General features: G+C 60.3%; 20 protein-coding genes. 1 reads left to right on the forward strand and 19 read right to left on the reverse strand.

Features of this window, described 5'->3' with window-relative positions; genetic code table 11:
* Positions 1-57 precede the first annotated feature (57 nt).
* From U0S50_RS16120 to U0S50_RS16210, 19 genes are all read right to left on the reverse strand, one after another.
* Positions 58-1545, reverse strand: a complete 1488-nt coding sequence (locus tag U0S50_RS16120; protein ID WP_322309698.1) for an amidohydrolase family protein — start codon at positions 1543-1545, stop codon at positions 58-60.
* 12 nt (positions 1546-1557) lie between these two features.
* The gene (locus U0S50_RS16125; protein WP_322309699.1) at positions 1558-2757 is read right to left on the reverse strand and encodes a HAMP domain-containing sensor histidine kinase; all 1200 of its coding nucleotides are present in this window, start codon (positions 2755-2757) and stop codon (positions 1558-1560) included.
* Positions 2744-3454: a response regulator transcription factor gene (locus U0S50_RS16130; protein ID WP_322309700.1), complete on the reverse strand. Its 711-nt coding sequence runs from the start codon at positions 3452-3454 to the stop codon at positions 2744-2746. The genes U0S50_RS16125 and U0S50_RS16130 overlap by 14 nt, the downstream gene beginning before the upstream one ends.
* 6 nt (positions 3455-3460) lie before the next feature.
* Positions 3461-4600 (reverse strand): type 1 glutamine amidotransferase domain-containing protein, encoded by a 1140-nt coding sequence (locus tag U0S50_RS16135; protein ID WP_322309701.1) that lies wholly within the window; start codon positions 4598-4600, stop codon positions 3461-3463.
* A 238-nt stretch (positions 4601-4838) separates the two neighbouring features.
* Entirely contained in the window at positions 4839-6905 is a 2067-nt protein-coding gene (locus U0S50_RS16140; protein ID WP_322309702.1) for a hypothetical protein, read from the reverse strand.
* 17 nt (positions 6906-6922) lie between these two features.
* Positions 6923-8371, reverse strand: a complete 1449-nt coding sequence (locus U0S50_RS16145) for a UbiA family prenyltransferase (protein ID WP_322309703.1) — start codon at positions 8369-8371, stop codon at positions 6923-6925.
* A gap of 24 nt (positions 8372-8395) precedes the next feature.
* Positions 8396-8764 (reverse strand): hypothetical protein, encoded by a 369-nt coding sequence (locus tag U0S50_RS16150; protein WP_322309704.1) that lies wholly within the window; start codon positions 8762-8764, stop codon positions 8396-8398.
* A 272-nt stretch (positions 8765-9036) separates the two neighbouring features.
* Positions 9037-9390 carry a hypothetical protein gene (locus U0S50_RS16155; protein WP_322309705.1) on the reverse strand — a complete coding sequence of 118 codons (354 nt, stop codon included), beginning with the start codon at positions 9388-9390 and terminating at the stop codon, positions 9037-9039.
* Positions 9387-9962: an RNA polymerase sigma factor gene (locus tag U0S50_RS16160; RefSeq protein ID WP_322309706.1), complete on the reverse strand. Its 576-nt coding sequence runs from the start codon at positions 9960-9962 to the stop codon at positions 9387-9389. The genes U0S50_RS16155 and U0S50_RS16160 overlap by 4 nt, the downstream gene beginning before the upstream one ends.
* Positions 9955-10317, reverse strand: a complete 363-nt coding sequence (locus U0S50_RS16165; RefSeq protein ID WP_322309707.1) for a DUF6249 domain-containing protein — start codon at positions 10315-10317, stop codon at positions 9955-9957. Before U0S50_RS16165 ends, U0S50_RS16160 begins: the two co-directional genes overlap by 8 nt.
* Positions 10318-10381: 64 nt before the next feature.
* Entirely contained in the window at positions 10382-11776 is a 1395-nt protein-coding gene (locus U0S50_RS16170; RefSeq protein WP_322309708.1) for a serine hydrolase domain-containing protein, read from the reverse strand.
* A gap of 544 nt (positions 11777-12320) precedes the next feature.
* A complete protein-coding gene (locus U0S50_RS16175; RefSeq protein ID WP_322309709.1) occupies positions 12321-13511 on the reverse strand; it encodes a dipeptidase in 1191 nt (396 codons plus the stop codon).
* Positions 13508-15079: a serine hydrolase gene (locus tag U0S50_RS16180; protein WP_322309710.1), complete on the reverse strand. Its 1572-nt coding sequence runs from the start codon at positions 15077-15079 to the stop codon at positions 13508-13510. Before U0S50_RS16180 ends, U0S50_RS16175 begins: the two co-directional genes overlap by 4 nt.
* Entirely contained in the window at positions 15076-16206 is a 1131-nt protein-coding gene (locus tag U0S50_RS16185) for a hypothetical protein (RefSeq protein WP_322309711.1), read from the reverse strand. The genes U0S50_RS16180 and U0S50_RS16185 overlap by 4 nt, the downstream gene beginning before the upstream one ends.
* Positions 16203-17243 (reverse strand): DUF1611 domain-containing protein, encoded by a 1041-nt coding sequence (locus tag U0S50_RS16190; protein WP_322309712.1) that lies wholly within the window; start codon positions 17241-17243, stop codon positions 16203-16205. The genes U0S50_RS16185 and U0S50_RS16190 overlap by 4 nt, the downstream gene beginning before the upstream one ends.
* Positions 17244-17263: 20 nt before the next feature.
* Positions 17264-19456, reverse strand: a complete 2193-nt coding sequence (locus U0S50_RS16195; RefSeq protein WP_322309713.1) for a TonB-dependent receptor — start codon at positions 19454-19456, stop codon at positions 17264-17266.
* A gap of 1 nt (position 19457) precedes the next feature.
* Positions 19458-20600, reverse strand: coding sequence for a dipeptidase (locus tag U0S50_RS16200; protein ID WP_322309714.1), 1143 nt, complete (start codon positions 20598-20600; stop codon positions 19458-19460).
* Between the two features lie 91 nt (positions 20601-20691).
* Positions 20692-21699: a dipeptide epimerase gene (locus U0S50_RS16205; protein ID WP_322309715.1), complete on the reverse strand. Its 1008-nt coding sequence runs from the start codon at positions 21697-21699 to the stop codon at positions 20692-20694.
* Positions 21699-23678, reverse strand: a complete 1980-nt coding sequence (locus tag U0S50_RS16210; RefSeq protein ID WP_322309716.1) for a serine hydrolase domain-containing protein — start codon at positions 23676-23678, stop codon at positions 21699-21701. The genes U0S50_RS16205 and U0S50_RS16210 overlap by 1 nt, the downstream gene beginning before the upstream one ends.
* A 179-nt stretch (positions 23679-23857) precedes the next feature.
* Between U0S50_RS16210 and U0S50_RS16215 the strand changes: the two genes are divergently transcribed.
* Complete coding sequence (locus U0S50_RS16215; protein ID WP_322309717.1) at positions 23858-24442, forward strand: helix-turn-helix domain-containing protein; 585 nt, start codon at positions 23858-23860, stop codon at positions 24440-24442.
* Positions 24443-24611: the final 169 nt, after the last annotated feature.

The following is a 24611-nucleotide window of genomic DNA, read 5'->3' on the forward strand; positions in this document are numbered from 1 at the left end:
GGTAGATGATCTTTGAGCCGACGTATTGCCAGCCCCCGTCACCGGGCTTCTCCCCTCTCAGAGCTCCGACGCGACGGGGCTGGTCAGGAAGCCCCAGACAAGCTTCACCCAATTCGCGGGTGCATGCGCTTGGGACTTGGTAAAATCGAGAAGCTGGTCGAGGCGCCTGCGATCATAAAGGCGCCCGCCCAAGACGACCGCCTCTATCGTGCGGGTGTTTCCGATATCAGCCACGGGATTGGCACGCAGCAGAACCAAGTCGGCAACCTTGCCCACGCTGACCGTGCCGAAATCACGCTCCTTGCCCGCGTAGCGAGCCGCATCGGCGGTTGCCGCTTTCAGAATTGACGCCGGTGTCATTCCGGCGCGATGAAGGAGTGCCATCTCATCATGATAGCGAAACCCGCCGATCGCCGTATCCGTCCCGACAAGAATGGGAACGCCCGCCGAATGCGCCGCTCCTGTCAGCCTTAGGCCCGCTTCGAAATAACGATCAAGAGCGTTGGCGCCGCGACGACCCTTAAATTGTGCCGCAGTCGAAGCAAGGTCATCGCCATATGCCCAGCGCGATAATGGGTCGAGATAGTCGAGCCGGGGGTCGTTAACGAAGTTGCTTTCATGCGCTCGCGCATCTTCTTCACGGGTCACATGGGTAGGAACAAGCCAGCTGTTCGAAGCTTTCAAGCGCTGTAGCAGCGTGTCGCATTTTCGGGTGTCGAAGGAATCGACCATTTTTTCGATGACTTCGACCGGCGGCGCATTCTCCATCACCCCCGTTCGCCAGTCATGTTCCTGCCGCGCACATGCTCTCACCAGCAAATGCGCATGTTCAAAACTGAGTTGTCCGCTGGCGATGGCTTCTTGAAATTTCACAGCCTTGGGCAAATGTCCGACCAGCGAAATTCCCAGTGCACGCCCTTCCTTTGCAAGAGCGAAATATGTTTCGCGCGATACACCATTGTACACTTTCAACCGGTCCACGCCGCGCTTGCCATATGTCCGGGCCCGCGCAACCGCTTCGGCTGGCGACATCTCACCATTGTCGAAGTAAAAGCTGGCGACTTCAACAAACCGCGGGCTGGTCATTTTTCCTGCCGAAACGCTGCGCGTCCAGCGCCGTTTATCCTCAACGCACGCGATCAGGGGATCCTTGGTTTCGGGACAGTCCATCATGTCGCGCACGCCGGTGACGCCATTGGCAACAAAAAGCGGCAGGTGCATTTGAGGAGACAGCTGGAAGGCATGCACATGCATGTCCCAGAAGCCCGGAACCAGATAGCCTCCCTTGCCGTCAAGCACAGGCATGTCGGGACCGGGTTGCAGGCTTGGCCCGATTTCGACGATCCGGCCGTCCCGGATCATGACATCTGCAAGCGAACCCAGGTCACCCGTCCGTACATCGACCACGTGGACATTGCTGATGAGCCGGTCGGCCATCGGGTCCGGCAGCGGAGCGGAGCGAACGGGCCAAAAAATTGCCGCTACCACGAGCAGAATGGCCAAGGCCAGCGCCGCGACCAGAAACTTTCCAATTTTCTTTATCAAGGACATTGCTGTTTACTCGTTTCCGAAGTCGAGCGTTGCGACAAAGACACCGGCAACATTTTGGAATCGCAGCATCCATCCTGACTGTTCACTAAGCCGCTGCGCAATTTTCAGGCCGATCCCAAAGCCGAGGCTCCGCTGCTTTGGATTGACGGTGTTGGCGACAACAAGCTCGGTTATAGAGAGCGTGACCCCCACCCTTCTGTCTCCGGCATGGTCGATCCCGTTGCGAAGAAGATTGGCAAAGATAACCTCAATGACTTCGCGCGGAACCGATCGCTTCGGGTCGCTGGTGATCCGGACGTCAAATTCCTTGTCTCTCCAGTGCGCCAGTGGCGCCAGTTCGTCTGCCAGATCCGACAAGACGCAAGCCAGAGCCACAGGCTCATCAGCGGAGGCTCGCTTGCCGCTGGCCATCCACAGCATGGCATTATTCGCTCGCTGAAGCCGGCTGAGCGCACGCGACAGTCTTTCCCAAGCCGCTTCATCGTGGCGGCTATCAAAAAGCAGCGCATGGGCGTTGATCGCTGACTGCATAGGCGTTCGCAATTCGTGACCAAGAAAGGCCAGATTCGTGCGCTCCGTATCGACCAGCGCATGTTGCCTTGCCCAGAGATCGGCGTGGATATCGAGCATATGGGCGATTTCGGACACGCGCTGATGGGCGGCGATTTCCCGCAGTTGCGATGGATCTGAAATCTGATCCAACTGCCCCGCAATCTGCTCCGTATCGCGAACAATCCTTGCGGCCAGCGCATTGGCCATGATCCATGCAGCAATGATGAAAAGCCCCGTGACGCCGGCGGCGATGACAATCGCGCTCGGCCAGAACGAGGACACAACCATGCTGTCTGACACATCATAGACCAGCACGGACAATGTACCATTTGTTGCGAGCCGCATGACATGGACATACCGCCCGTCAGTGCGCCTTAACTCGGCTATCTCACGCGAAGCCAAGTTGGCAGCCCGTTCACCGATATCGATCGGGATGTCACCGTTCGTATAAACATGCATCGCCGGCGGCAGTGACGGTTTTCTGGCCGATCCATCGGATAGGCCAGCCGCCACAGCGGCGAGCTTCCGATCGATCATGCTGTCTTCGACCATATAGGATGTGACGAGCGTGCCACCGCACAGCAAAACGGCGGCGCAGCCGGCAAATAGCGTCCACTGCCGAACGATGAGCACGCGAAGGCTATAGGTCGGCATCTGTCGCTCCAAATCGGTATCCAGCACCGCGAACGGTCACAATCGGCTGTTGGCCAAAGGTTGCGGTCAACAGCTTGCGCAACTCATAGATGTGCATGCGCAGTGGGTCGCTGGCTGGCGCATCACCTTGCCAGAGCAGTTCTTCAATCTCGCTGCGACGAACAATTCCCGGGCTTCGAGCGATCAGAATTTTCAGGATCTCGAACGCAGCCCCCGCCAGGACAAGCTGTTCCGGTCCATGGCGCAGCACCCCGGTTTGCAACGAAAAACTGAATCCGCACGCTTCAACGGACGCCTGCGAACTGCGCAGCTCAACCTGTCGATGAAGCGCGAAAATCCGCGCCTTCAACTCGGCGGGGGCAAAGGGCTTTACCATATAATCGACGGCTCCGGCGTCGAAACCTGCCAGCTTATCGTCCAAGCTTGCCCGAGCGGTGAGCATTATGATCGGCTTGTTAAAGCCAGACGAACGCAAGGATCTGCAAAGATCACGTCCGTCGCCGTCAGGCAGTTCGATATCCAGCACCGCGACGTCAAATTCGCGCTCCAGCGCGAGGGCCAGCGCGGAACGGACGGAATAGGAGAATTCTACCGAGACTCCGTGCGGCACCAGGTAATCGGCCAAGCCGGCCGACACGTCGAAATCGTCTTCCACTAGCAAGAGACGTATCGGTCGCCGAGGCGAAATCTCGGCCATGGGGCGTCAATGTACCAGTCGCTGGATGCGGAACGCATCCGCGACATTTCCGTCCATGATTTCAATCACGGAATGAAGAAGCAGGGTACGTTTGTCGAAGCCCGGCATCTTGTCGGCTGCCAACCTCGCTGCATCCAGCCCCTTCCCCCGATAGGCAGCCAGTATCCGGATCGCCTTTTCCTCGCCTGTCGGTTCCCGCCGAACAGGCGTGTAGCCCAGTGCGCGAACCATGCCTTCTGCAACCGACCACGTCGACCAAGGATTTTGGCCGGTCACCAATTTGCCGTCGATGATCGTGTGGTCGAGATACTTCGGGCCCTCGAGATATTGGACATCGGTCGATCGCAGTCTTTCTTCAAGCAGGAAAGGAAACACCTCACGCGCATTGCCGATGATGAACAGTTCTTCCTCGTCAGTGAAGGCCGTCAAGCGCTTTCCACGGAATAGCGGCTCGCCCGATTTGGTCCGCGCACCGATGAGCGCAGCCGGACCATGGCAGACCGCGCCGACGACACCCCCGCGCCCATAGATTTCGGCGACCAGGCCCTGGACCGGCAAATTCCCGGGAAAATCAAACATGGCTCCCTTGCCGCCAACGAAATAGACAGCTTCGTACCCGCGCGGGTCGACATCGGAAACCTTGAGGGTATTTGCGATTTGCGCTTGGGCAATCTTGTCGTTGAGGAAGGCGTAATCAGCCTCGAACAGTTCCTCATCGATGTTGATCGGCGGGCGTCCGCCTTGCGGGCTGGCGATGTCCACCTCAAAACCGTTCGCCTTGAAAACATAATAAGCGCGCGCCAGTTCGGTCAGTTCAAGGCCTGCATTGATATCCGTGTTTGGCGCCCGCCCCGTGCTGGTGACCACGGCCAGTATCCGGCCACGCTTTTCGTTCACAGCATTCTGCATGAAATCCAGTTGCTCGGGCCGCGTTGCCGGATCGGCGACGTGTTGCCCATCAATATCCACGCTGCTCCACCATAGGGCGCCAGCACTGACCGTCATCAATCCCAGCGCTACGAATGCACTAACCCAAAGAGTCCGCTTGCGCATGACCATCAACTCCTGCCCGGAATTCGCTTCCCTAGCAGGCAAATGTAAGTCGAAGATCAGATCGCCTGTCCGCGACTTGGGGGAAATCTTCAAACGGCCGGCCCCACTTCTCCTGCCCTACGTCCCCGCTGCTCGTGTGGCGCGGTGAAGCAATTTATTCTCATGGACCGAAGAGAATATTCCCGTGGCCAAGATCCTGAACTTTATCAATGTGCTGCGGGGATATTGGCGCATCACCGACCGGATGACGACCGGCGCCATCGGGGGCCTCGCTTTGCACACCCTGTTCTGGTCAGGGCGTCCATTGGATGCGGGGCTTTTTTGCAGCGATTCAAGGCGGTATCGAGGAAGGCGCCAGGCTCAAAATCGAAACATGCGGGTTGGTATAGGCGATGTTCACATTTGCGAAGCCGCCCGCGTTGATCGACGGTACGACAAGATAGGCGATCCCTTCCCGCCGCGCGAAACTTTCAATTTCCGTCGACCCGGAAAGACCCTGCAGCGCAGCCTTGCGCGATGACCAGATGGGATAGAAGGACGGCTGCCAAAGAACGGCGGCGCCTTGCGACTCCTCCCACCACACGGGTCTCCGCGAAAAAAGGGCAAAGCCGTCCTCGACACCCAGCGGCAGGAACAGCGCATCAGGGGGCGCGTTCGCACGGGCCCAGCGCTGCGCGGCGAGAAAATCGATTTGTGCCGCAGTTGGCGACGGTGAAAAAGCATCGCGAAGGCCGTTGGCAAAGCCAGCCACAATCAACAGCGGGACCAGCATGACCACCCCGGCGCGTGCGAGCGGCCGTAGCATCAAATACCCTGGCATCATCGGGACGAACAGCAGAAGCGCGCTGCCGCCACCGACAAGCGCCAGAGTGGGCACATCGCCTCGGACCGACCATAGAACAGCAACCAGCGCGACCGTTGCGAATGCCGTTCCAACCCGTTCCCATCGCCTTGGCAAAAGCGAGAACAGAATGGCGGCTGCCGTCAAAACCGAAGCCGCGGCGACATGGAGCGACGGCGACACGGTTACGACAGCACCGAGGGCCGCCACCGTCAACCGCAACGAGGCTGGCGCAGCTTCGGGCCGTATCAACACTGCGGCGGTCAGGACCATGGCCATCAGGACAAAAGCCAACGCCGCCTTCCCCGGGATGTCGGCAGGCGGGGCGGGCAGGAACAGCGCGAGTACGGAAGCGACCGCCAGCGCCATCGCCGCTTTGCGCGCGTTTGAATGCGATATCGGGGTCGCCAATGCGAAGCCGAAAATACTCACGATGGGCGACTTCAGGGCAAAACCAGCAAGCGCCGTGGCGGCCGCAAAGAGTGGAATCGATAGCTTTCCGTTCCCATCGCGCCCGGTCAGCGCCGCGATGACGAGCGCGCCGGCGCAAACCGCCGTCAGAAGAACTGGAATGCTGGTGAAACGCAGCGGATGCAGCAACAAAAGCAGCGTCCGCTCGGTTAGATAGGGTATAGCGGTTGCCACGACGAGAACTGCCGAAGCCGCGAGCATTACCGCCGACAGCCGACGCCCAGCACCGTCGGGCAAGGCGAAACGGATGGCGAGCCCCCCGGTGAACATCAGGCAAAAGCTTTGTACCAGCGCCTTGGGATAATCGAGGCCATAGACATGGCCCGCGAGAAACTCGCGAAAGAAAGATATGGGAATGGCATCGCCGCCGCGGCTTGCCATCAGCCCCCAGAACGTCACCGGCGCCGCCAGAACCAGGAAAGGCAGTGCAAAGCGGAACTGCTCCCGCATCGCGACCCTACCGTGGATGGCGATCAGAGCGCCCCCTACCGCCGCCGCGCTCCAAACCGCCATGAACAGATTGATGTTCGCAGCAACCCCGACCAGGACACCCGACAGAGCGGGGCGCCCCGCCATGATGCTGGCAAGACCGAACAGCGCCAAGGCGATCGCATATTGGGTGTGGGTCGCATAGGTGACGAACAGTTCCGAATAGCCCAGCGCCGTCGCGCCCCAAAGGCCATAGGCGAAGCACAGAAAGCCGGTGACGAACGCAGCGGGCCAAGGCGCACCGCCTCCCGTCCGAAGGAGAGTGAAGATCGCGCTCGCCAGCAAGGCATTGCCCGCAAGTTGAATCGCGACGAAGACCGACTGGATATTGCCTTCGTGCGTAAAACTGCGGACACCGATCCAGAACAGGCTGATGAAGTTGGCGAAGCTTTGCGAATAGCGGTCGTGCGGCCCTTCCATCGATCCGGCGAAATCGAGTACGACGGGAATCTGCCAGCGGTTATTCTGTTCGGGGAAGTTCATACCCGACAAAAATGCCGCGCACAGCGCGGCCACGAGGCAGAAGATCAACGGAGCTAGGCGATCGTGGCGACAGGCTATGACACGCAGCCTTGCCCCAAGGGTTGCACCGCTCACGCCCCGCGCCCTGCGCATCAACCGCCCGCCACCAACATATCGGGCACCGTGCCATAGAGCGCAGCCAGAAAGATCGCGGTCATGATCGCTCCGACCGCAATGCTGCGCCCGTCGCGAACAGCAAAAGCGACTGGGTCGCCATCGACCTCGCCACGCCGCGCCATCATCCACAGACGATTGATCCAATAGAGCAACGGCAGGCACAACAGCCACAGCAGTTCGGGCACCGCATAATGGCGGACGGTTTCCGGGTCGTGCGCGAACAGTGCGAGCACCAGGATCGCCACCATGCCGGACGCAATGCCCGACATCATCACCACATCGAGATCCTGGCCGACATACCCGCGACCGCTCAGCAAACGATCGGGACTGATGGCGTCGCGCATCTCAATATAGCGCTTCAGATAGGCAAGGCTCAGAAACAGAAAGACCGAAAAAAGCAGCAACCAGAAGCTCAGCGACACGCCGATCGCCACACTGCCGATAAGGATACGAATGGTGTAAAGCGCCGCCAGGACGATAGCATCGGCGACCATTACGGACTTCAGCCGGATCGAATAGAGCGTTGTGATAGCGACATAAACCAGCAGCCACAGCAACAGGCTCCACCCGCCGAGCAGCCACCCGCCTACCATGCCCGCAGTTCCGAGGAACAGCGAGAGGCCGATCGCGGCGGGTATCGACAGGTCGCCAGCGGCCAGTGGTCGATATCTTTTGGTACGGTGCAGCCGGTCGGCGTCCATGTCGAACAGGTCGTTGACGAGATAAATGGCCGAGGCGATGAGCGACATCAGCACCGCTGCCATCAATCCGGTCAGAACGGCCGAAGGCTTTACCAACAGCCCAGACGTGATCAAGGGCACCAGAACCAGCAGGTTCTTGCTCCATTGATGGGGCCGCATCGCCCGCATCGCCGCGCGCGCAAAGCCGATCGGATGCGCGCCCAGCCGCTCGACCGCCGTCCCCGGCGGAATATCACCCACCGACCAGCTCTGTCGCGCCTCGCGCCAGATACAGCGATCGGCGCGGCTGTCCCCGACATAGTCGAACTCGCCCTGCCCGCCTGTCCGCTGCCGTATCGCCTCCAGCTTGGCGGCCCCTTTCAGGTTGCGACGTCCGCGCGTGGCGAGAATGGGCTCCGAAAGTTCCAGATGCTCCGCAACACGGCGGATGTTGCGCCAGTGGCTGGCGCTCGCCAGGATAACGGGGCGTCCATCGGCTTTCGCGCTTTCGATCAGGTTGAGCACCTCGAGCCGATAAGGAAGCGCCGAGACATCCACCCGGTCGCGTCGTGCCGCCATTGTTTTGGCAATCGCCCGCCCGCGAAGAAGCCAGACGATCAACGCCATGAAAGCCAGAAGGCCCGACCGCCCGATCCGCACGAAGCTCTCGAGCGAAATGTCGGCGCGCGTCAATGTGCCGTCGACATCCACGAACAATGGAATGGGAGCGGTGTGATCGGACACGGACGACCCACGCATGGAAGGCCGTCAGGCCGATCGCGCGACAAGGACGCAGCCCGCCGCGATCATCAAGGTCCCCGCCACGCGCGCGACACCGACACTCTCCCCCAGCACGAGCGCACCGGCGAGCATGGTCAGCACGAAACCCATTCCGACAAAGGGATAGGCAAGCGACAAAGGCGCGCGGCCCAATACGAAGAGCCACAACATCGCGCCCAGACCATAGAGCGTCAGCCCCACCAGAACCCATGGCGATTGAAAAAGGCCGAGCAGTTCGCCGCCAACCCCCTGCGCCCGCCCCACCGCAACCTTGTCCGTCCCCATTTTCAAGGAAAGCTGCGCAAGCGCGGACAGGCCAACGCTGACAAAAATCAACAAGAACAGCCGCAACGTCACAGAAAAATTCTTTCAAAACAAAGGATTATAACGATAATATGGCACTAATATCAAGGAATGATGAAGAAGGAAGCGCCTCACCATTCCGAGGGAAAGAAGAAAATTCAAAGGGTGTCGGCAATATCCAATCCCGTCGATACTGGTGAAAGCCCATCAAGCAGTCAGTCCGCCGCTTCGCGCAGTGACTGTCGAGACACGATGGGACACCTCGAACAATCAATGGAGCAGGTCAGCGAAACGGGACCGTTCGTACCGCCGCCGGCGCTGCACTTTCATCGGAAGGCCAGGCGAGATGATCCGCCGTATCGATCATCAGCCTCGGCGATCGTCCACGCCAACGCCAAAGCCGTCATGCTCATCATCGATATCAAGAGCGTCATGGTTGATGTGGACGGGTATCCCGAAAGCCAGTCCCGCCAACCTGCAGAGGTGATCGGATCCGACCATAAACTGAACCAGCACGCCGCCACGCCAGCGAGTATCCCGGCAGCCATGGGCCAATTATTGCGACGCCGCCTGGCTGGGAGCCGATCAACCACGCGGGCGCAAAAGCCTTCGTCTGGCACTGGCCCTTCGAAATGTTCGCGCAGCAAAGCGTCAAGAACGTCCTCCGCCTCGTCGTTCATTGTTCACGCTCCTTCAGAGATTCCGTTTGCCAGTCCGCCAGCAGCGCGCGCAGCTTCGCCTTGCCCCGCCTTGCATGAGATTTCACAGTACCAAGCGGCATGGCCAGCACATAAGCAGCCTCATCATGCCCCAGACCGAGTTGCACGACATGTAATAATACGGCTTGCTCGGTCGCGGACAAGTGGCGCATCGCGCGCTCGACATCGAGCCTCAATTCGGCCGCTTCGCGCGGCATAGTGGGCGGATCGAACACAGCGGTCTCGATGCCTTCGGCTGCCGATGATTGTTTTCGATGGGCTTGCAGAAAACAGGAATAGGCGATGCGATAGAGCCAGGTCGAAAAGCGTGCTTCGCCACGAAACTGGTGCAGTTTGCGCCATGCCAGCAGGAATGTTTCCTGCGCGAGATCATCGGCCTTGGCTTCGTTGCCACGAAGAAGGCGACGCAGCTGCGCACGCACCATGCCCTGATGGCGCCGCACCAGCTGTTCAAACGCGCGCCGATCATCCGTCAGTAGAACGCGGGCCACCAACGCATGATCGACTTGCATTACGTCGACAGGATCAGCCACGCATGTCATCGCGCCGGTTGAGCCACCAGCTTGCCAGGTAGCCAAGTCCCGTCATCAGCGGCAACAAACCGAAGCCCCACAGGCTGGCAATGCGCTGTCCGCTATGAAGCTCGAACGGCAACGCGAGGAACATGGCCATCAACCCGACGCCGCCGCTTATGAGCACCAGCGCCCGGCGCCGATCGGCGTCGGAAGCACGGGGTTCGAGCAGCAGTTGATGCGGAAGTTCCACGCCCTTTTCAGCAAGCTGCAACAGCGTGCGATAGCGCTCTTTCGCCAGCGCCGTACGATAGCGCAGGAAAATCAGGAGGATTGCAACGGGGGTCAGCATGACCACGCCGGGAATAAAGAACATTACAAAGTCCATTGGTACCGCTCCTGAAAAAATTGCGGGATTATCGGATATGCGCAGCGGGACATCATGGCATTTTCCCCTGCGAGGCGAGCAGATCGGCGATACGCTCACTCAGCAGCATGGCAGTCGGGGTATCGCCTTGATTGCTCGTCACGGCAACCGCCGCGCCCGTTTCCCATACCATGGCAAGATTTGCGTTCATGCCTTCGGCACCGCCCGCATGGCCACGGATATGTCGCCCGTTTGATGGGCGATCACCGAACCCGGCGGCATATTTTCCGGGCCCTGCCGGTACGCCATCTTCAAACATTTTTTGCAAGGTCGCCGCCCCGATCAGCTTTCCGCCGCGCAACGCGTTCGCAAATCTCAGCAAATCGCCATTGGTCGAATAGCCACCGCCAGCCGGGCTCCCCTTGAACGGAAGGGTCATCCAGTTGGCTTTCCAAGAGGTCGCAAACGCCCCTTCCTTGAAATAGCCGATCGCCAGTTTCTCGGTGACGTCCTCCTGACTGTCGAAGCCGCTGGATGCCATGCCGGCTGGCGCAAAGACGTGCCGCTGAATATAATCGAAATAGGGTTCGCCAGAGACATTTTCGACGATCCGTCCCAGCACCACATATCCGGCATTGCTGTAGTTCCAGTCCCCACCCGGATCGGACAGCGCTGGCTGGCGGGCAATCAGGTCGAGATAGTCGCCCGGATTGACGAATTTTTCGCGATTCTGAAAAAATTCGGGAACGAAAAAATCTCCTAGCCCGGCGGTATGATGCAGGAGGTGCCACACAGTGATCTTCGCCGCCGCCGCCTGATCGGGGTACTCAGGCACGACTTCGGCAAGCGTGCTATCCCACCTCAACTTGCCTGTCTCGACAAGCTGGGCGATCGCAACCGCCGTGAACATCTTGTTCATCGATCCGATGTGAAATTTCGTCTGGCGATCCACCTTCACGCCAAAACTACGGTCAGCCAAGCCGCGGCATTCATCGAATATGATGTTCGCGCCATTCGATATGCTGAGACATCCCGAAAAATCCGTCGTGCGCTGAAGCTGGTCCAGCGCGGTATTGGCGAGCTCGGCAATCTCATCCTGCGACGCGCCGGTCTTGGGCCAGGCAGCATAGAGCGCGGGATCATCGACCGGAACGATGTCGGCCATGGCCAGCTTTCCTGGCTGCTCCGGATCGGGCAACAGCACGAGCGCGACCCGTTGGCCGGTCCGTCGTCCCTTGATGGTGACCACGAGCATACCCGGCGGCCCCTGCGTTCGCGCATCGACAAACTCGACCCCACCACTGTCCCGCACGGCCACGACAAGCTGTTTGAGAATGGCCGCTCGCATATCGGCATCGACAGATGTTGACAGGATAGTCGAAGCCCATTGCTGGATGCTTTCGGGGGTGTCGGCATTGATATGCGCGATCATCATCTCGCCAATCTCGCCGGCAGCTGTTCGCGGCATGGCGGTACTGATGGGACCAGCGATCGCCGGCGAACTGGTGACAGCAGTGCATGCAAGAACGGGAGCCAAAAGCGACGATAGGAGCGGAGTGCGTCGGATTGATAGCTTCATTGTCGATATCCCTGTGTGCGCCACATGGCGGTTGGCAGTAATGTCGACAGCTTAGATGCAGCATTGAGCGCATTTGGATGCAAAGAAATTTGTAGCGGGCAGCAGCCCCTGCTCAGTGAGCAGCGGATACGTTCTGGTCGAGCGATCAAACATGGCTGCCGTGCCGACCAAAGCCCTGCCCCGTCGGACAATCATGAAGCAGCCGATCAAACAACGACTTGCATCGCTCATGGCGTTCAACGCAGTCCGGCCCTGCAACCGCCAAGCTCAGTAGGTGATCACGTTGATCGCCGGGGATAGGGCTACGGCAACAGAAACGCGGGTTTCGCCTAGCGCCGGGGCGCGACCCGTCAGTCCGACGCGAACAGTCCGGGGCGAATTCCGGATCGCAGCCCCAGGGCCGACGTTTACCGGGATGATAATACCGGCTGGCCTATTTCCCCTGCGCTGCCAGCAGGCGCAAAATATTCCCGCTCCACATCTTTTCGATGTCGGTGTCTGAATAGCCTGCGGCCTTCAGCCGCTCGGTCACCTTCGGCAGCGCCGAAATATCTTCAATCCCCGGCAGGCCGCCGCCGCCGTCCCAGTCCGCACCAAAGCAGATATGATCGACCCCCGCGACTTCGATCGCGCGAAGAGTCATCTTCATATAGTCTTCGAAATCAGCGGCCCAAAGCCGCTCGCTCTTGTCCAGCTCCCGCCAGCGACGATTAAGATCGGCCTGCTCGGCGGGTGTCATGCTCCCGATACGCTCATACTGGCCGAATAGCTCGCCGCGAGCAGACGACATGTTCATCTCCGACATGAAGATTGTCGAAATGCACATCGCGCCACCTTTCGCCGCAAGGGCTCGCAATCGCGCCTCGTCGAGGTTGCGCGGGTGATCATAGGCCGATCGCAGGCTCGAGTGCGAAAGCAGGATCGGATATTTCGATAGCGCAAGGATCTGGTCGAACGCAGCATCCGACGCGTGGCTCGCATCGATCACGATGCCGAGCCGGTTCATCTCCGCGACCCACTGCTTGCCGAGCGGACTCAGCCCCTGCCAGCGCCCCCCGCCGGTCGCGCTGTCGGCCAACTGGTTGTCCTTCGAATGCACCGGCCCCGCAAGACGCACGCCCTTGTCGTAAAACTCCTTGAGCAATGAGATATCTTCGCCAAGCGGGTAGCTGTTCTCCATCGACTTGAAGGCGATCAGCTTGCCCGCCTTGTTCAACCGCACGGCATCGGCCACGTTCAGTGCGTGCGCAATGGCATCGGAATTCACCGCAATAGTTTTGTCGATCAGATCCGAACGCTTTCGGGCGAACGCCAATGCGTCCGCATAGCCCTTTTCGGTCAGCGGTCCCTGCTCGGTGTAGATCACGAAGAAGCCGCCATCGAGATGGCCGTCCTTCATACGCGGAATGTCGAGTTGGACCATGTCATCCGACAGCGCGTGGCGGTCAGCGAAGCTCCAACCCGCGCGCTCGAAATGGAGCGGCGTATCGAGATGCGTATCGAGGACAAGCATCCGGCTGTGCAGTGGCGTGCCATCCCCGCCATCGTCGGCCATCGGCTTGTCACCGCCGACCGAGCAGGCGGCAAGCATGGTCGCCGCCGACAAGACAGCAACGCGCCTCATTTCTTGTCCTCCACAGGCTTCAGGTCGAGATCCTGATAATCCCAACTGAAATCGGCGATCTTGCTGACCGGCTTCATCGTCACGCCCATCACCTTGCCGTCGGCGTCGAGCGCGAAGCTTACATAAGCAGGCTCGATCGCCGGATCGTCGAACATGGTGACGAAGCTGTCATATTGCCAATGTTCGAGCCGACCGGCCATACGCGGTGTCGAGGTAAAATCGATCGTCAGACCGCCCGCTCCCAGCCCGATCACAATATCGCCGTACCAGGGATCGCGGTAGCGGCCAGCATAGCGCGCGACCGGCAGTGACGGTCCCGATTTAGCCGGCGACGCTTTCGTTTGTTTCAGGAACTCGGCTCCACCCGCAAGCCGCGCCTGGTGCCAATCCTCCCATTTGTCGATCCAGCCGTGGTCGGGCACACCCAGATAATGGTCGATCAGATCGTATGTCAGGCCCAGCAGCATGCCGCTGTCCTCGCTGTTCAGCATGATCGCGAAGGCGACATTCTTGTCAGGGATGATCACGACGTTCGTGATCGACCCGAAGACGCCACCACCGTGCTGGATGATGCGTTGACCGCGATAGTCCTGCGCCTGCCACCCAAGCGCATAAGCCTTCTGGTTCGGCTGGGCAGGCTTGAGCGGATCGGGCAGCGGGGTAATGGGGATCGGTGTGACCGGCGTCCACATCTCGGCCGCCTGCGTCTCGCTGAAGAGGCGTTTTCCGCCGGGAAGCGCACCATGTGCGAGCTGGATCTTGAGCCACGCTGCCATATCGTCGGCGCTAAGCGCCAGCCCGCCCGCCGGAGCACCATTGCGGCCTAGCTCGTCGCGTTCGTCGAGCACTTGTTGCGGCCCGATGCCTCTCAGAGGCCCGGTCAAGCGCGCGTGCGGCCAAGATCGGTTGGCGACGCGAAAGCGCTCATCGCTGTCGCTGGTTGCATTCTTCATGCCCCCTGCGCGGAGAATGCGCGCGCGCGTAAAATCCTCCCATGTCTGGCCAGTGACTTCCTCGATCAGCTGCCCAGCCACGACGTAAAGTATATTGTCATAGGCAAAAGCCGACCGAAAACTCGTCTTCGGCTTGAGATGCGCAACGCGTTCGACCGTCTGCCTGCGTGTAAGATGCGTACGCGGCACAAACATGAGGTCACCCTGCCCCAGCCCCAGCCCGCTCCTGTGGACCAAAAGATCGCGGATCGTGATCTCGCGGGTGACCCAGGGGTCGTACATGCGGAACCACGGCATATGCTTTATCACCGGGTCATCCCATGCGATCTTGCCTTCATCGACAAGTACCGCAAGAGCGGCGGCGGTCATCGCCTTCCCGGTCGATCCTGTCTGGAAGATGGTCTGCGCGTCGACGGGTGCCTTATCGCCCAGCCTACGCACGCCCCAGCCGCGCGACAGTGTCGTCTTCCCATCTTCGACGATCGCGATCGAGACGCCCACTGCGCCGACTTTCTTCCGCAGCGCCTCAACGCTTGCGTCGATATCGGCGGGCGGCTCCGCCCACGCGGGGACCGCGACCGACAGCATGAGCGGCAGAAGGAACAGGCGTTTCATGGCAGGGCCTCCATAGGGGAACCATTCAACGGGCGCATCAGGCGCCAGGCACCGATGGTAACAAGCGGCAGGACGAACACAGCGAGGAACAGCCAGGCAAGAAAACGATATCCACTCGCGATCAGGTCGACGAGGCCGACTTCGCCGGCCACGAACATGCACCCGGCAAGGATCACCGCGCCGACAATCGCCCGAGCGCCGGTCGTAAGCGGTGGCCGCCCACGGCTCTCGACCGCGCCGGAGATGCGCTCATTGATCGCGTGCACCGCGCCCACGCCGCTTTCGAGCAGGGCCGCGAAAATCATCACCTGAAACAGCAGGTGAAAGCCCGGTACCGTCATCTGGCGCAGCAGAAAATCCGACGGCAGGGTTTCGGAACCGATCGCCGGGTAGAACGCCATCATCGCAATGAAGAAGAAAATCGCCGGCAGCATCGACAACGGCCCCGCGATCAGACCCGCGATCACCGCATCGCGCTGGCTCGTCAGGTGGCGCAGCATCGGCAGGACGATCACCGCGCCGACGATATTATAGCTTGCATAGGTCAGTCCGCCCGCGACCCAGTTTCCCGATGGCGGTGAGGCATTTGCGAACCCCTGCTCAATCAGCCCGCCGAAGCTTGCCAGCGCCAGGATCAGGAACAACCCATAGACGGTGTAAAGCAGGATCGAGACATATTTGAACATCTGTTCAACGGCGCTGGTTCCCCAGGCAGTGACGGCGATGATCGAAACTCCGAGCAGCAGCGTCCCCACAAGTTCGGGCCAGCCGAAAGTTGCAGCACCGATCGCTCCTGCCGCGGCGCCGAATACCGCGAGAATCAGCACGACGAAAATGAGATATGCAACCTCGAAGGCAAACTGGCCGGGACCAAGAAGCCCCTTGAAAAAGCTGCGATAATCATATGCATTAAGCTTGCGTGCGAGCACGAAGGTCAGCGCGGCAACGACGCTCCAGATCAGCGTGGCGAGCAGCATCCCCGCAAGGCCTCCCCACGGCCCGGCCGGGACGAAATATTCAGCCAGTTCACGCCCGGTGGCATAGCCGCCACCGATGATCACGGCCTTCAGGGCGAAACCCGGCAACAGAAAACGTTGGAACCAGGTCGCCTTACCGATCGCACTCATGCGAGAATATTTTCGACAAGCGCGTCGAATGCCGCACCACCGCGGACGGGATCTGCGACAGGCAGCCGGAGGCGTTCACGTTCAAAAGCCATCAGTTCCTCAGCCTTTTCGGGAGCGAAAGCGAAAGTGTTCAGGCTGACACCGCCGCAACGGATGGCAGGGTTGGTAAGACGTCCCAAACGGATCGTAAGGTCGATCACCTCTTCGACGCTCGGCAGCATGAAGTTTTCCATGCCAAGAATCGCCGTTCGCGTGGGATCATGGCAGACGACGAAAACGTCAGGCTGACTGCCGTGGAGCAGGCCGAGCGATACCGGGGCGTATGCGGGGTTGAAGATCGATCCCTGGCCTTCGATCACATCCCAGTGATCCTGAGCGGCGTCGGGACTGAGCATTTCGGCGGCACCAGCTTCGAAATCCGAGATCACCGCGTCCATCGGCATACCACCGCCAGCGATCATGATCCCGGTCTGGCCGGTCGCACGGAAATCGGCATCGACACCGCGAGCAACCAACGCGCGGTGCAGCGCAAGGGCTGTATATTTCTTGCCGAGCGCACAGTCGGTGCCGACCGTAAGCACCCTCTGCCCGGTTCGCTTGCGCCCGGTGCCGGTGGGGATTGCTGGAGGGGGAGTGCGGATATCGATGAGCCGCTGTCCCGTGCGCCGCGCCGCCTCGACAAGGGCGGGAGCGCTCGTGAGCTTGGCGTGGAGGCCGCTGACTATGTCGAGCCCAGCATCCATTGCCTCGACAAGTGCGGGGATCCATGCCTGATCGATCACACCCCCCTGGTTGGCGACGCCGATAACCATCGCCCGCGCTCCTGCCGCGCGTGCCTCAGCGGGCGACAGGCGCGGCAGCCCCGTCGATACGCTACAGCCTTCGATGCCCCATTCGCCGGTACAACGATCGCTTGCCCAGTCGGCAAGGCCAAAGGCCGTCTTGGCATAGCTCGCCTCGGTCGTACCACCCAGGAACAGCAAATAAGGGTACGGTAGGGTCAGTTCCCCGCCGAGCCTGCCGGTTGGCGCATTCATCTTGCCCAACTCCAGAATGATCAGAAGGACATGTCGAGCGCAGCACCGATTGTTCTCGGCTGCAACGGCGATATCTGCATATAGCTAGGACGATTCAGCCCGTCCGCCACGATACTGCGCGTCATCTCTCCCTTGTTGTCCAGCAGATTGCGCGCATACACGCGCACGGTCCAATGCTCGTCGAAGGCAATCGAGGCATTGAGATCGACCGACGTATAGGGCTTCGCGCGCGCGGCCAGCGGGTCGCCCTCGACTCGCGACAGGCGGCTGCTGGCATGGCGGATCCCGGCCCCCAAGCTGCCGGCACGGCCTCCACCAAGCTCGAACTGATAGTCGGCACGCAGCGCCCCGCTGAATTTGGGCACCGCCGGCAGGCGATCCCCATCGCGACCCGTGATGTCCGGCACATCCTCACTGAGCGTCGCATCGGTATAGGCGCCGGTCGCGGTCAGCGACAGGCCGGGAACCGGGCGCAAAACGAAGCTTCCCTCGACCCCCTTGCTGGCCGCCTTACCGCCATTGGCCTGACCCGTGACGCCGCCGAAGCTGCGCGCGACCTGAATATCTTTCCAATCCATGTAGAAAAGCGCCACATCGACGGACACCATCCGGTCGGCGAAATCCGCCTTCACACCCACTTCATAATTGGTGAGCGTATCGGCATCGACTGTCGGGGGCACCTGTGGCAGCACAACATTGGGGCCGCCGGGGCGATAACCCGACGCGACACGGGCGTAGATCATGCCGCCGTCGCTTAAACGGAACTGCGGACTGACCGAATAGGTCAGAACACTTTCCGCTGACTTACCCGGATTGTTGGCGGTCGGAAGGATCGCGCCGCTGCTTATCTGACGGAAATTCTGCTTGTTGCGCGCCCAGCGAAGGCCGGCGGTCATCTCGAACCGGTCCGTGAAGCGGACGGTGCCGTTCCCGAACACTGCATACTCCTTATAGGTCGTAGGCAAACCTGCGGTGGCCAACGGATCGAGCGCCGGAATCGTGTTGCCGTTCATGTCATACGAGCGGACGATCTGAGCGTTTCCACCCTTCTCATCGGTATAGAAACCACCGATCATCCATTCGAACCGCCCGCAGCCGGGCGAAGCCAAACGCACTTCCTGCGTCCATTTTTTCGTCCGGAGGTCGATGCTGAATGGCGAGATACCCGCCGGGACGGTACCGCCGGTCAGCAGCGGGAAAAGCACGCCATAAACGAAAGTCGTATCCTGCGTCTGGTTCGACCGGGTCTTGCTGTATGTCGTCGCCGAGGTCAGTGTAGCGCCGCCGAAATCATAATCGATCGTACCGGCGTAATAATCGAGATCGAAGCTATAGGGCTCGGGCACAAAATTTTTGTTGCTGTGTCGGTTTCCGACACGAACCCCAGCCAGATCTGCCGCATAAATGCCGTTGCCATCAGAATCGATCGACTGCCAAATGCCGCTCAGCTTGACCGAAAGCTGAGGCGTCGGCTGCCACAGCACGGCGACGCGGCCGCCGCGCTGTTCATAGTCATTCTGGTCGGTCAATCCCGCATCGTTCGTGCTGTCGACCCAGCCTGGCGAACTGCGCCAAGCAAAACTGCCGCTTACCGCCAGCTTGTCCCGTATCAGCGGCACCGAAACCATTGCCTGAGCGCCCCAACCGAACCCACCAGCATTCTTAATGTCAAAACCCTCGACGCCAGCGCGAACGCGAAAATCGGTCATGCTCGGCGGGACCGTTACATATTTCAGCAGGCCGCCGATGGAGCTTGCCCCGTAAAGGGTGCCCTGGGGCCCCTTCAACACCTCTACCCGCTCGATGTCGTAGGGCAGGAGGTCGAGCGCAAAATTGCCCCCGCGATTGTAGATGCTGCTCGATCCGACGGGCGCCTCATCAAGATAGATGCCGACGGTCTGCGCCGCGCTGAGCGGTGCAACACCGCGCAGCGTGATACGCGCCTGCCCGGGCGTTCCGCTGTTCGACACCTGCATCCCCGGAACATAGCCGCCATAGTCCGTAAGCGACGCGGCGCCCTGTTCCTGCAGTTCTTCGCCGCCGACGACACTGATAGAAATCGGTACATCCTGGAGGTTCTGGACACGCTTCTGCGCCGTTACCACGATCTCTCCCGATGCTTCGGCAGCGTCCGCTTCTCGCGCCTGCGCGGGCATCTCGGCCAGCAGCGCGGCCGCGCTTACCGCAACGAACAATCGCTGTTTCATCATCATCTTACCCCCAGACTTGGGCGAGCAGGCGGCGGAAGTTGCCACCAAGCACGGCCCGGATGTTTTCATTGGAATAGCCGCGCCGAATGAGCTCTTCGGTCAGGTCGAACGTCTTGAGCGGGTGGTCGAAGCCGTCGATGTCGATCTTGTCGCGAAAGGCGTAGCTGCCCTTGTAGTACCCCTTAAGCATCGCATATTCATCGGGATTCATATCGTCATAGCCGTGAAGGTCGGCGTCGGACCCGATGCCGACGTGATCGATCCCGACAAGCTTTGCGACATAATCGATATGATCGGCCATATGCCCGACATTGGTCGGATCGCTCGCGCGCACGAACATGCGCACACCGGTAATACCCATCACCCCACCCTTCGCGGCAAGCGCCTGAATCGCCGCGTCCGTCTTGACGCGCGGATGATCCACCAGAGTGCGGGCGTTGCTGTGGGTGATCGAGATCGGCCCCTTGGCGATGGCGATAGCGTCCAATGTCGTCCTGTCGCCGCAGTGCGACACATCGATCAGCATCTTCTGCTTTTCCATTTCGGCGATGATCGCTGCGCCATAGTCGCTGACACCACCGTCAACGCGCTCGGTACTTCCCGACCCGATCAGATTCTGTGTGTTATAGGTGAGCTGCGCGCAGCGAAGACCAAGGCGACGGAACAGCGCCACATCCTCCACCTTCTCGAATTGCTCGGCATTCTGGATACCCATGATGACCGCACATTTCCTGTCTTCCTTGGCGCGGTCGAGATCTTCAACCGTGTCAACGAGCGTGAAGACGTGACTGTTGCGTCCGGCAAACCCCTGCCAGCCGGCCATGAATTCAAGCGCCTGCCCCTTCGCTCCCGGACCACCGATCCCATAGGCATTGTGAAAGCCGGTGATGCCGCTCCGGCGAAATTCTTCCGCCTCAGCATCGGTCAGGCGATGCGCGACATAGTTTCCATCAAGGGTGATTTTGAGGGGCGCGAGCATATCGATGACGAGCGATGATGCGACCAGATCGACAGCCCGGCGTGAATAGGTGCGCCCCGGCGCCGCGGCGAATGCATAAACACCCTTGCCGATCATCGGCGCCGACAAAGCGACCCCCATGGCGCCGGCGAGTGCTGCACGGCGCGTTACCTGGAACGAAGCGGTCATCCCGATCTCCCTCTCCACCATTTTCTTATGGCTTGATTATTGGATTATTGTCCTAATTGGAAAATTGTCAACCCATTCAGGACTGGTATTTTCACTTTCCCCAAATTTGGGGTGAGCAGTGGATCATCCCACCTCGGTAGAAGACGCCAGGTTCGCGGTCGCGGGCCAGGAAAGTGGGGCCATCGAGGTCAACGATGTCGCAAAGCTGGCCAACAAGATAGGCCGGCGCCATCGACAGGCTTGTCCCGACCATATTGCCGACCATTACGTCGATTCCATATTTGCGCGCCTGGCGGGCGATCGCGAGCGCTTCCGTAAGTCCGCCACATTTGTCGAGCTTGATGTTCACCACATCGAAACGGCCGACGAGCGATGGCGTGTCGTCGGTGGACAGTGCGCTTTCGTCCGCGACGAAAGGCAGCGGCCGCTTCAATCCATCGAGATCGGCCTCTCGTCCACGTGGAAGCGGCTGCTCGAGTTGCGCAACACGTGCCTGGACAAGCACTGGCAACAGCTCAACGAGCGTCCGGATCGAATAGCCTTGATTTGCGTCCACGCCGATCCAGGCATCTGGCCGCGCGGTACGGATCGCAACGATGCGCGCGATATCGTCGGACAGGTCTCCGGTCAGCTTGACCTTCACAGGCGCTTCCGGATCCAGCGCCAGAGCAGCCTTCGCCATGTTCCCGGCGCTGTCAGCGCCCAAGGTCAACGTCGACCTCAGAGCCTTGGGCGCGGCAAGTCCGGCGAGATCCCAAACCGGGCGTCCCGCCTGCTTCGCCTCAAGATCCCAGAAAGCGCAGTCGAGTGCATTGCGGGCGCCGCCCGGCGGGAGCAACGCCTGCAATTCCTGTCGGGTAGCACCGCGTTCAATAACGCCGCGCACCCGGCCAGCCTCAGCGACCATATGGTCAATATCGTCGCCCAGATAATAGACCCCGGCCCCCTCGCCTCGTCCGACATGCTCACCGTCAGACAGCTCGGCGACGAGCACGGCAGTCTCGGTAAAGACATGGCCGGAAATGCGGAAGGGCTGGCGATAGGGATAGCGCTCGACCCGAAGGTCGAGCGTCAATTCCCGCGTGCTGTGCGTCGCCATCAATAGACCATCGTGAAGCCATAGAGATGGAAAGCCAGCGTCACCCAGACGAGCAGCGCCGCGGCAAGGATCAGCAACACCGCGCCGAGCTTCATCGTCCAGCGGCGCTTGTCCTTGATACTCAGCCACAAGTGCCAGCCCGCTGTGATGAGCAGGCCGAAGGTCGCAAGCGGTGTCAGGATACGCAGCAGATGGAGCAACCAGTCGAGCGAGCCGCCCAAATTGCCAATATCAGCCGAGAAGGCTATGGCCATGGTGATCCAGCCTGCGAGCGCGCCGAGCGCGAGCCAGGCGAAGAAGCGGGACAGGCGATAGGCACGAAGCGCCTTGCCCTCGAGAGCAAAGCTCGCCCCGAAACTCCGACGGACCAACGCGCGGACCGGCCAAGCGATCGCGGCAAGAAGAACGATGCCAAAGGCAAGGACCAGCGCGGGGTTCAGCCAGGCAGCGTTGACACCGGCCGGCGCGGGCTGAAACACCATGAAAGGCGATCCGGCGTCAATGCTGAAACGCACGATGCGGCCGTCCTTCACCTCTGCGGCCAGCCTTTCCCCAGTATTGAGATCGCGCCAAACGAAAGGCTCGACTTCAACCCAGTCCCGCGCTCCGGCGCCGAGAGCATCCATCGCCGGCAAGCTGATCTTTCCGTCCTCGGTCAACGCGATCTGCACTTGTCCGACAAATCCGAGCAGGCTCACAAAATTGGTGAACGATCCGCGGGTGCTGACGTAATTGCCGACCATCATCCGTGCATGCTCGGCCGCCATCTTCGCATCGACCCGGCCAAAACTTTCATCCCCCGGAAGGTAACGGTCCGCGAACTTGTGGAAAAGTGCGCTGCGAATCGCGCCCGCATCGCCCTGTGTCCCGGCGCTGTTCATCGAGATATAAACACCTATGTCGGCGTCGGGGAAAAGCCAGAGGTAAGAGTGGAACCAAATGGTGTCGCCACCGTGCGCGATGGCGCGATGGCCGTTGACCTGTTGCTCATAGAAGCCAAGCGCCATGCTGTTGAGCGGGCCAACGCCGGGCGCCTTGAAATCATGCATCAGCTTTGCAGTCTCTGGCCGCATCAGGCCGGCCCCGTCGGCCAGGTGAGCCATCATGAACTTGCCCATGTCGGCGCCCGACGCCGACAGGCTTCCGGCCGGCGCTGGGACAACAATCTCGAACGGCTTGGGTTTCTGGGTGACGTCGGGATAGCCCTTCGACATATGCGGCGCGAGCGCGGCCGGCAGCGGTTGACGGAAGGTCGAATGCGCCATCCCGAGCGGCGCGAAGATACGATTGTCGACATAGTCGTCAAAATCCTGGCCGCTGACACGCTCGACGATATAACCTGCAAGCGCGGTTGCATAATTTGAATAGGCTGGTGTCGTTCCCGGCGCGAAGACACGGTCCGGCAGCGCAAGCGGCATCTGTTTCTTCAATGCCATCACCGCCTTGGGATCGCTGCTAATCAGATAACGCACCGATTCCTGAAAACCCGGCGTGTGCGTCATGATGTTGCGCATTGTCACCGGCTTGCCTTCAAAAGGCGGAATCTTGAAATCAAGATAGGCGTTGACGTCCTTGTCGAGGTCGATCTTGCCCGCTTCGACCTGTTGCATGACGGCGGTCCAGGTGACGAGCTTCGATACCGATCCTGGACGGAACAGCGTGGTTGCGGGCAAGACCGGAGCGCGCTTGGCAACATCGGAATAGCCATAGCCCTTTTCGAGCACGACCCCGTCACCACGTACGACGACAACCACCGCACCGGGGATGCGGGCGCGCTCAAGGGCGTAAGGCAGATAGCCGTCGAGCCAGGCTTCGAGGTCCTTCGCGTCCAGCGCGACCGGCAACGCAGGCGGCTTCGCCGTCGGGACAGCAGCGGCCTCGACCGTCTTCGCCGTCGGCGCAGGCACAGGCCCCTGCGCCGCCAGCGGCACCGCGACCAGTGCAGCTATCCCCATCATCGTCCTTCGAAGATATCGCATCACTTCCCCCTTATCACGCGCGCCTTCACCCGCACTTGCAGCGAGGCACGCGACCTATTATCAAGGAACAACCAAAGACGTCCCAATGAGGATATAATGATCCCAATTAGAAAATTGTCAATTCTGGAATGGTGCTAACCATGGTGGATCGAACAAGCCCGCCCACGCTCGGTGCGGTCATGAAGGGAATTCGCGCCCGGAACGGTTGGACTCTCAAGGAAATGAGCGCGAAGTCGGGCATCCCTGTATCGACCTTGTCGAAGGTCGAGCATGACCGCCTGACCTTGAGCTACGACAAGCTTCAGCAATTGAGCCAGAGGCTCAAGCTGCGCATGTCTGACCTTTTCGCAGAGAATGAAGAGGATGCAGCACCGCTTATCACAGGGCGGCGCAGTATCGGAACGATCGAAGGTGCGGCACGGGTCACGACCGACAATTACGACTATCACTATCTCTGCACCGATCTGCGCCAGAAGCGAATGATCCCTATCCTCACGCGCATCCGGGCACACAGCGCCAGCGAATTTGGTGAGCTCGTCCGTCACCAGGGCGAGGAGTTCATCTATGTGCTTGAGGGACGGATCGATGTGCACACCGAATTCTACGATCCAGTCACACTTGATGCCGGCCAGGGCATCTATCTCGATTCGTCGATGGGGCACGCCTACGTCGTCGGCGAAGGCTTTGATGAAGCACTGGTGCTTGGTGTGTGTTCCAGCACCGACGACGGCCTCATGGATTCGCTGCTTAGCCTCCACGGCTAAGGCCGATGGCCTCACCCCTAACGGCGCAAGCCTGTGTACAAGCAGCCCTCCGCCTATCGGAGGATCCCGCGCAAATTGATTGTCGGCGCATGATACGGCGCCGTCGTCCGTGCTGCCTTCGAGCATCACAGTGATGGCGGAGAGATAACGGCCCCAAGCCACTCGTGCA

This window comes from Sphingopyxis sp., assembly GCF_034380315.1.
In the GTDB taxonomy this organism is placed as follows: domain Bacteria; phylum Pseudomonadota; class Alphaproteobacteria; order Sphingomonadales; family Sphingomonadaceae; genus Sphingopyxis.

What these genes read in the sequence shown, in the direction of transcription:
- U0S50_RS16125 (WP_322309699.1), bottom strand. Translation starts at nt 2,757, where the DNA reads ATGCCGACCTATAGCCTTCGCGTGCTCATCGTTCGGCAGTGGACGCTA.
- U0S50_RS16130 (WP_322309700.1), bottom strand. Translation starts at nt 3,454, where the DNA reads ATGGCCGAGATTTCGCCTCGGCGACCGATACGTCTCTTGCTAGTGGAA.
- U0S50_RS16155 (WP_322309705.1), bottom strand. Translation starts at nt 9,390, where the DNA reads ATGAACGACGAGGCGGAGGACGTTCTTGACGCTTTGCTGCGCGAACAT.
- U0S50_RS16165 (WP_322309707.1), bottom strand. Translation starts at nt 10,317, where the DNA reads ATGTTCTTTATTCCCGGCGTGGTCATGCTGACCCCCGTTGCAATCCTC.
- U0S50_RS16170 (WP_322309708.1), bottom strand. Translation starts at nt 11,776, where the DNA reads ATGCCGCGAACAGCTGCCGGCGAGATTGGCGAGATGATGATCGCGCAT.
- U0S50_RS16175 (WP_322309709.1), bottom strand. Translation starts at nt 13,511, where the DNA reads ATGAGGCGCGTTGCTGTCTTGTCGGCGGCGACCATGCTTGCCGCCTGC.
- U0S50_RS16180 (WP_322309710.1), bottom strand. Translation starts at nt 15,079, where the DNA reads ATGAAACGCCTGTTCCTTCTGCCGCTCATGCTGTCGGTCGCGGTCCCC.
- U0S50_RS16185 (WP_322309711.1), bottom strand. Translation starts at nt 16,206, where the DNA reads ATGAGTGCGATCGGTAAGGCGACCTGGTTCCAACGTTTTCTGTTGCCG.
- U0S50_RS16190 (WP_322309712.1), bottom strand. Translation starts at nt 17,243, where the DNA reads ATGAATGCGCCAACCGGCAGGCTCGGCGGGGAACTGACCCTACCGTAC.
- U0S50_RS16195 (WP_322309713.1), bottom strand. Translation starts at nt 19,456, where the DNA reads ATGATGATGAAACAGCGATTGTTCGTTGCGGTAAGCGCGGCCGCGCTG.
- U0S50_RS16200 (WP_322309714.1), bottom strand. Translation starts at nt 20,600, where the DNA reads ATGACCGCTTCGTTCCAGGTAACGCGCCGTGCAGCACTCGCCGGCGCC.
- U0S50_RS16205 (WP_322309715.1), bottom strand. Translation starts at nt 21,699, where the DNA reads ATGGCGACGCACAGCACGCGGGAATTGACGCTCGACCTTCGGGTCGAG.
- U0S50_RS16210 (WP_322309716.1), bottom strand. Translation starts at nt 23,678, where the DNA reads ATGCGATATCTTCGAAGGACGATGATGGGGATAGCTGCACTGGTCGCG.
- U0S50_RS16215 (WP_322309717.1), top strand. Translation starts at nt 23,858, where the DNA reads ATGAAGGGAATTCGCGCCCGGAACGGTTGGACTCTCAAGGAAATGAGC.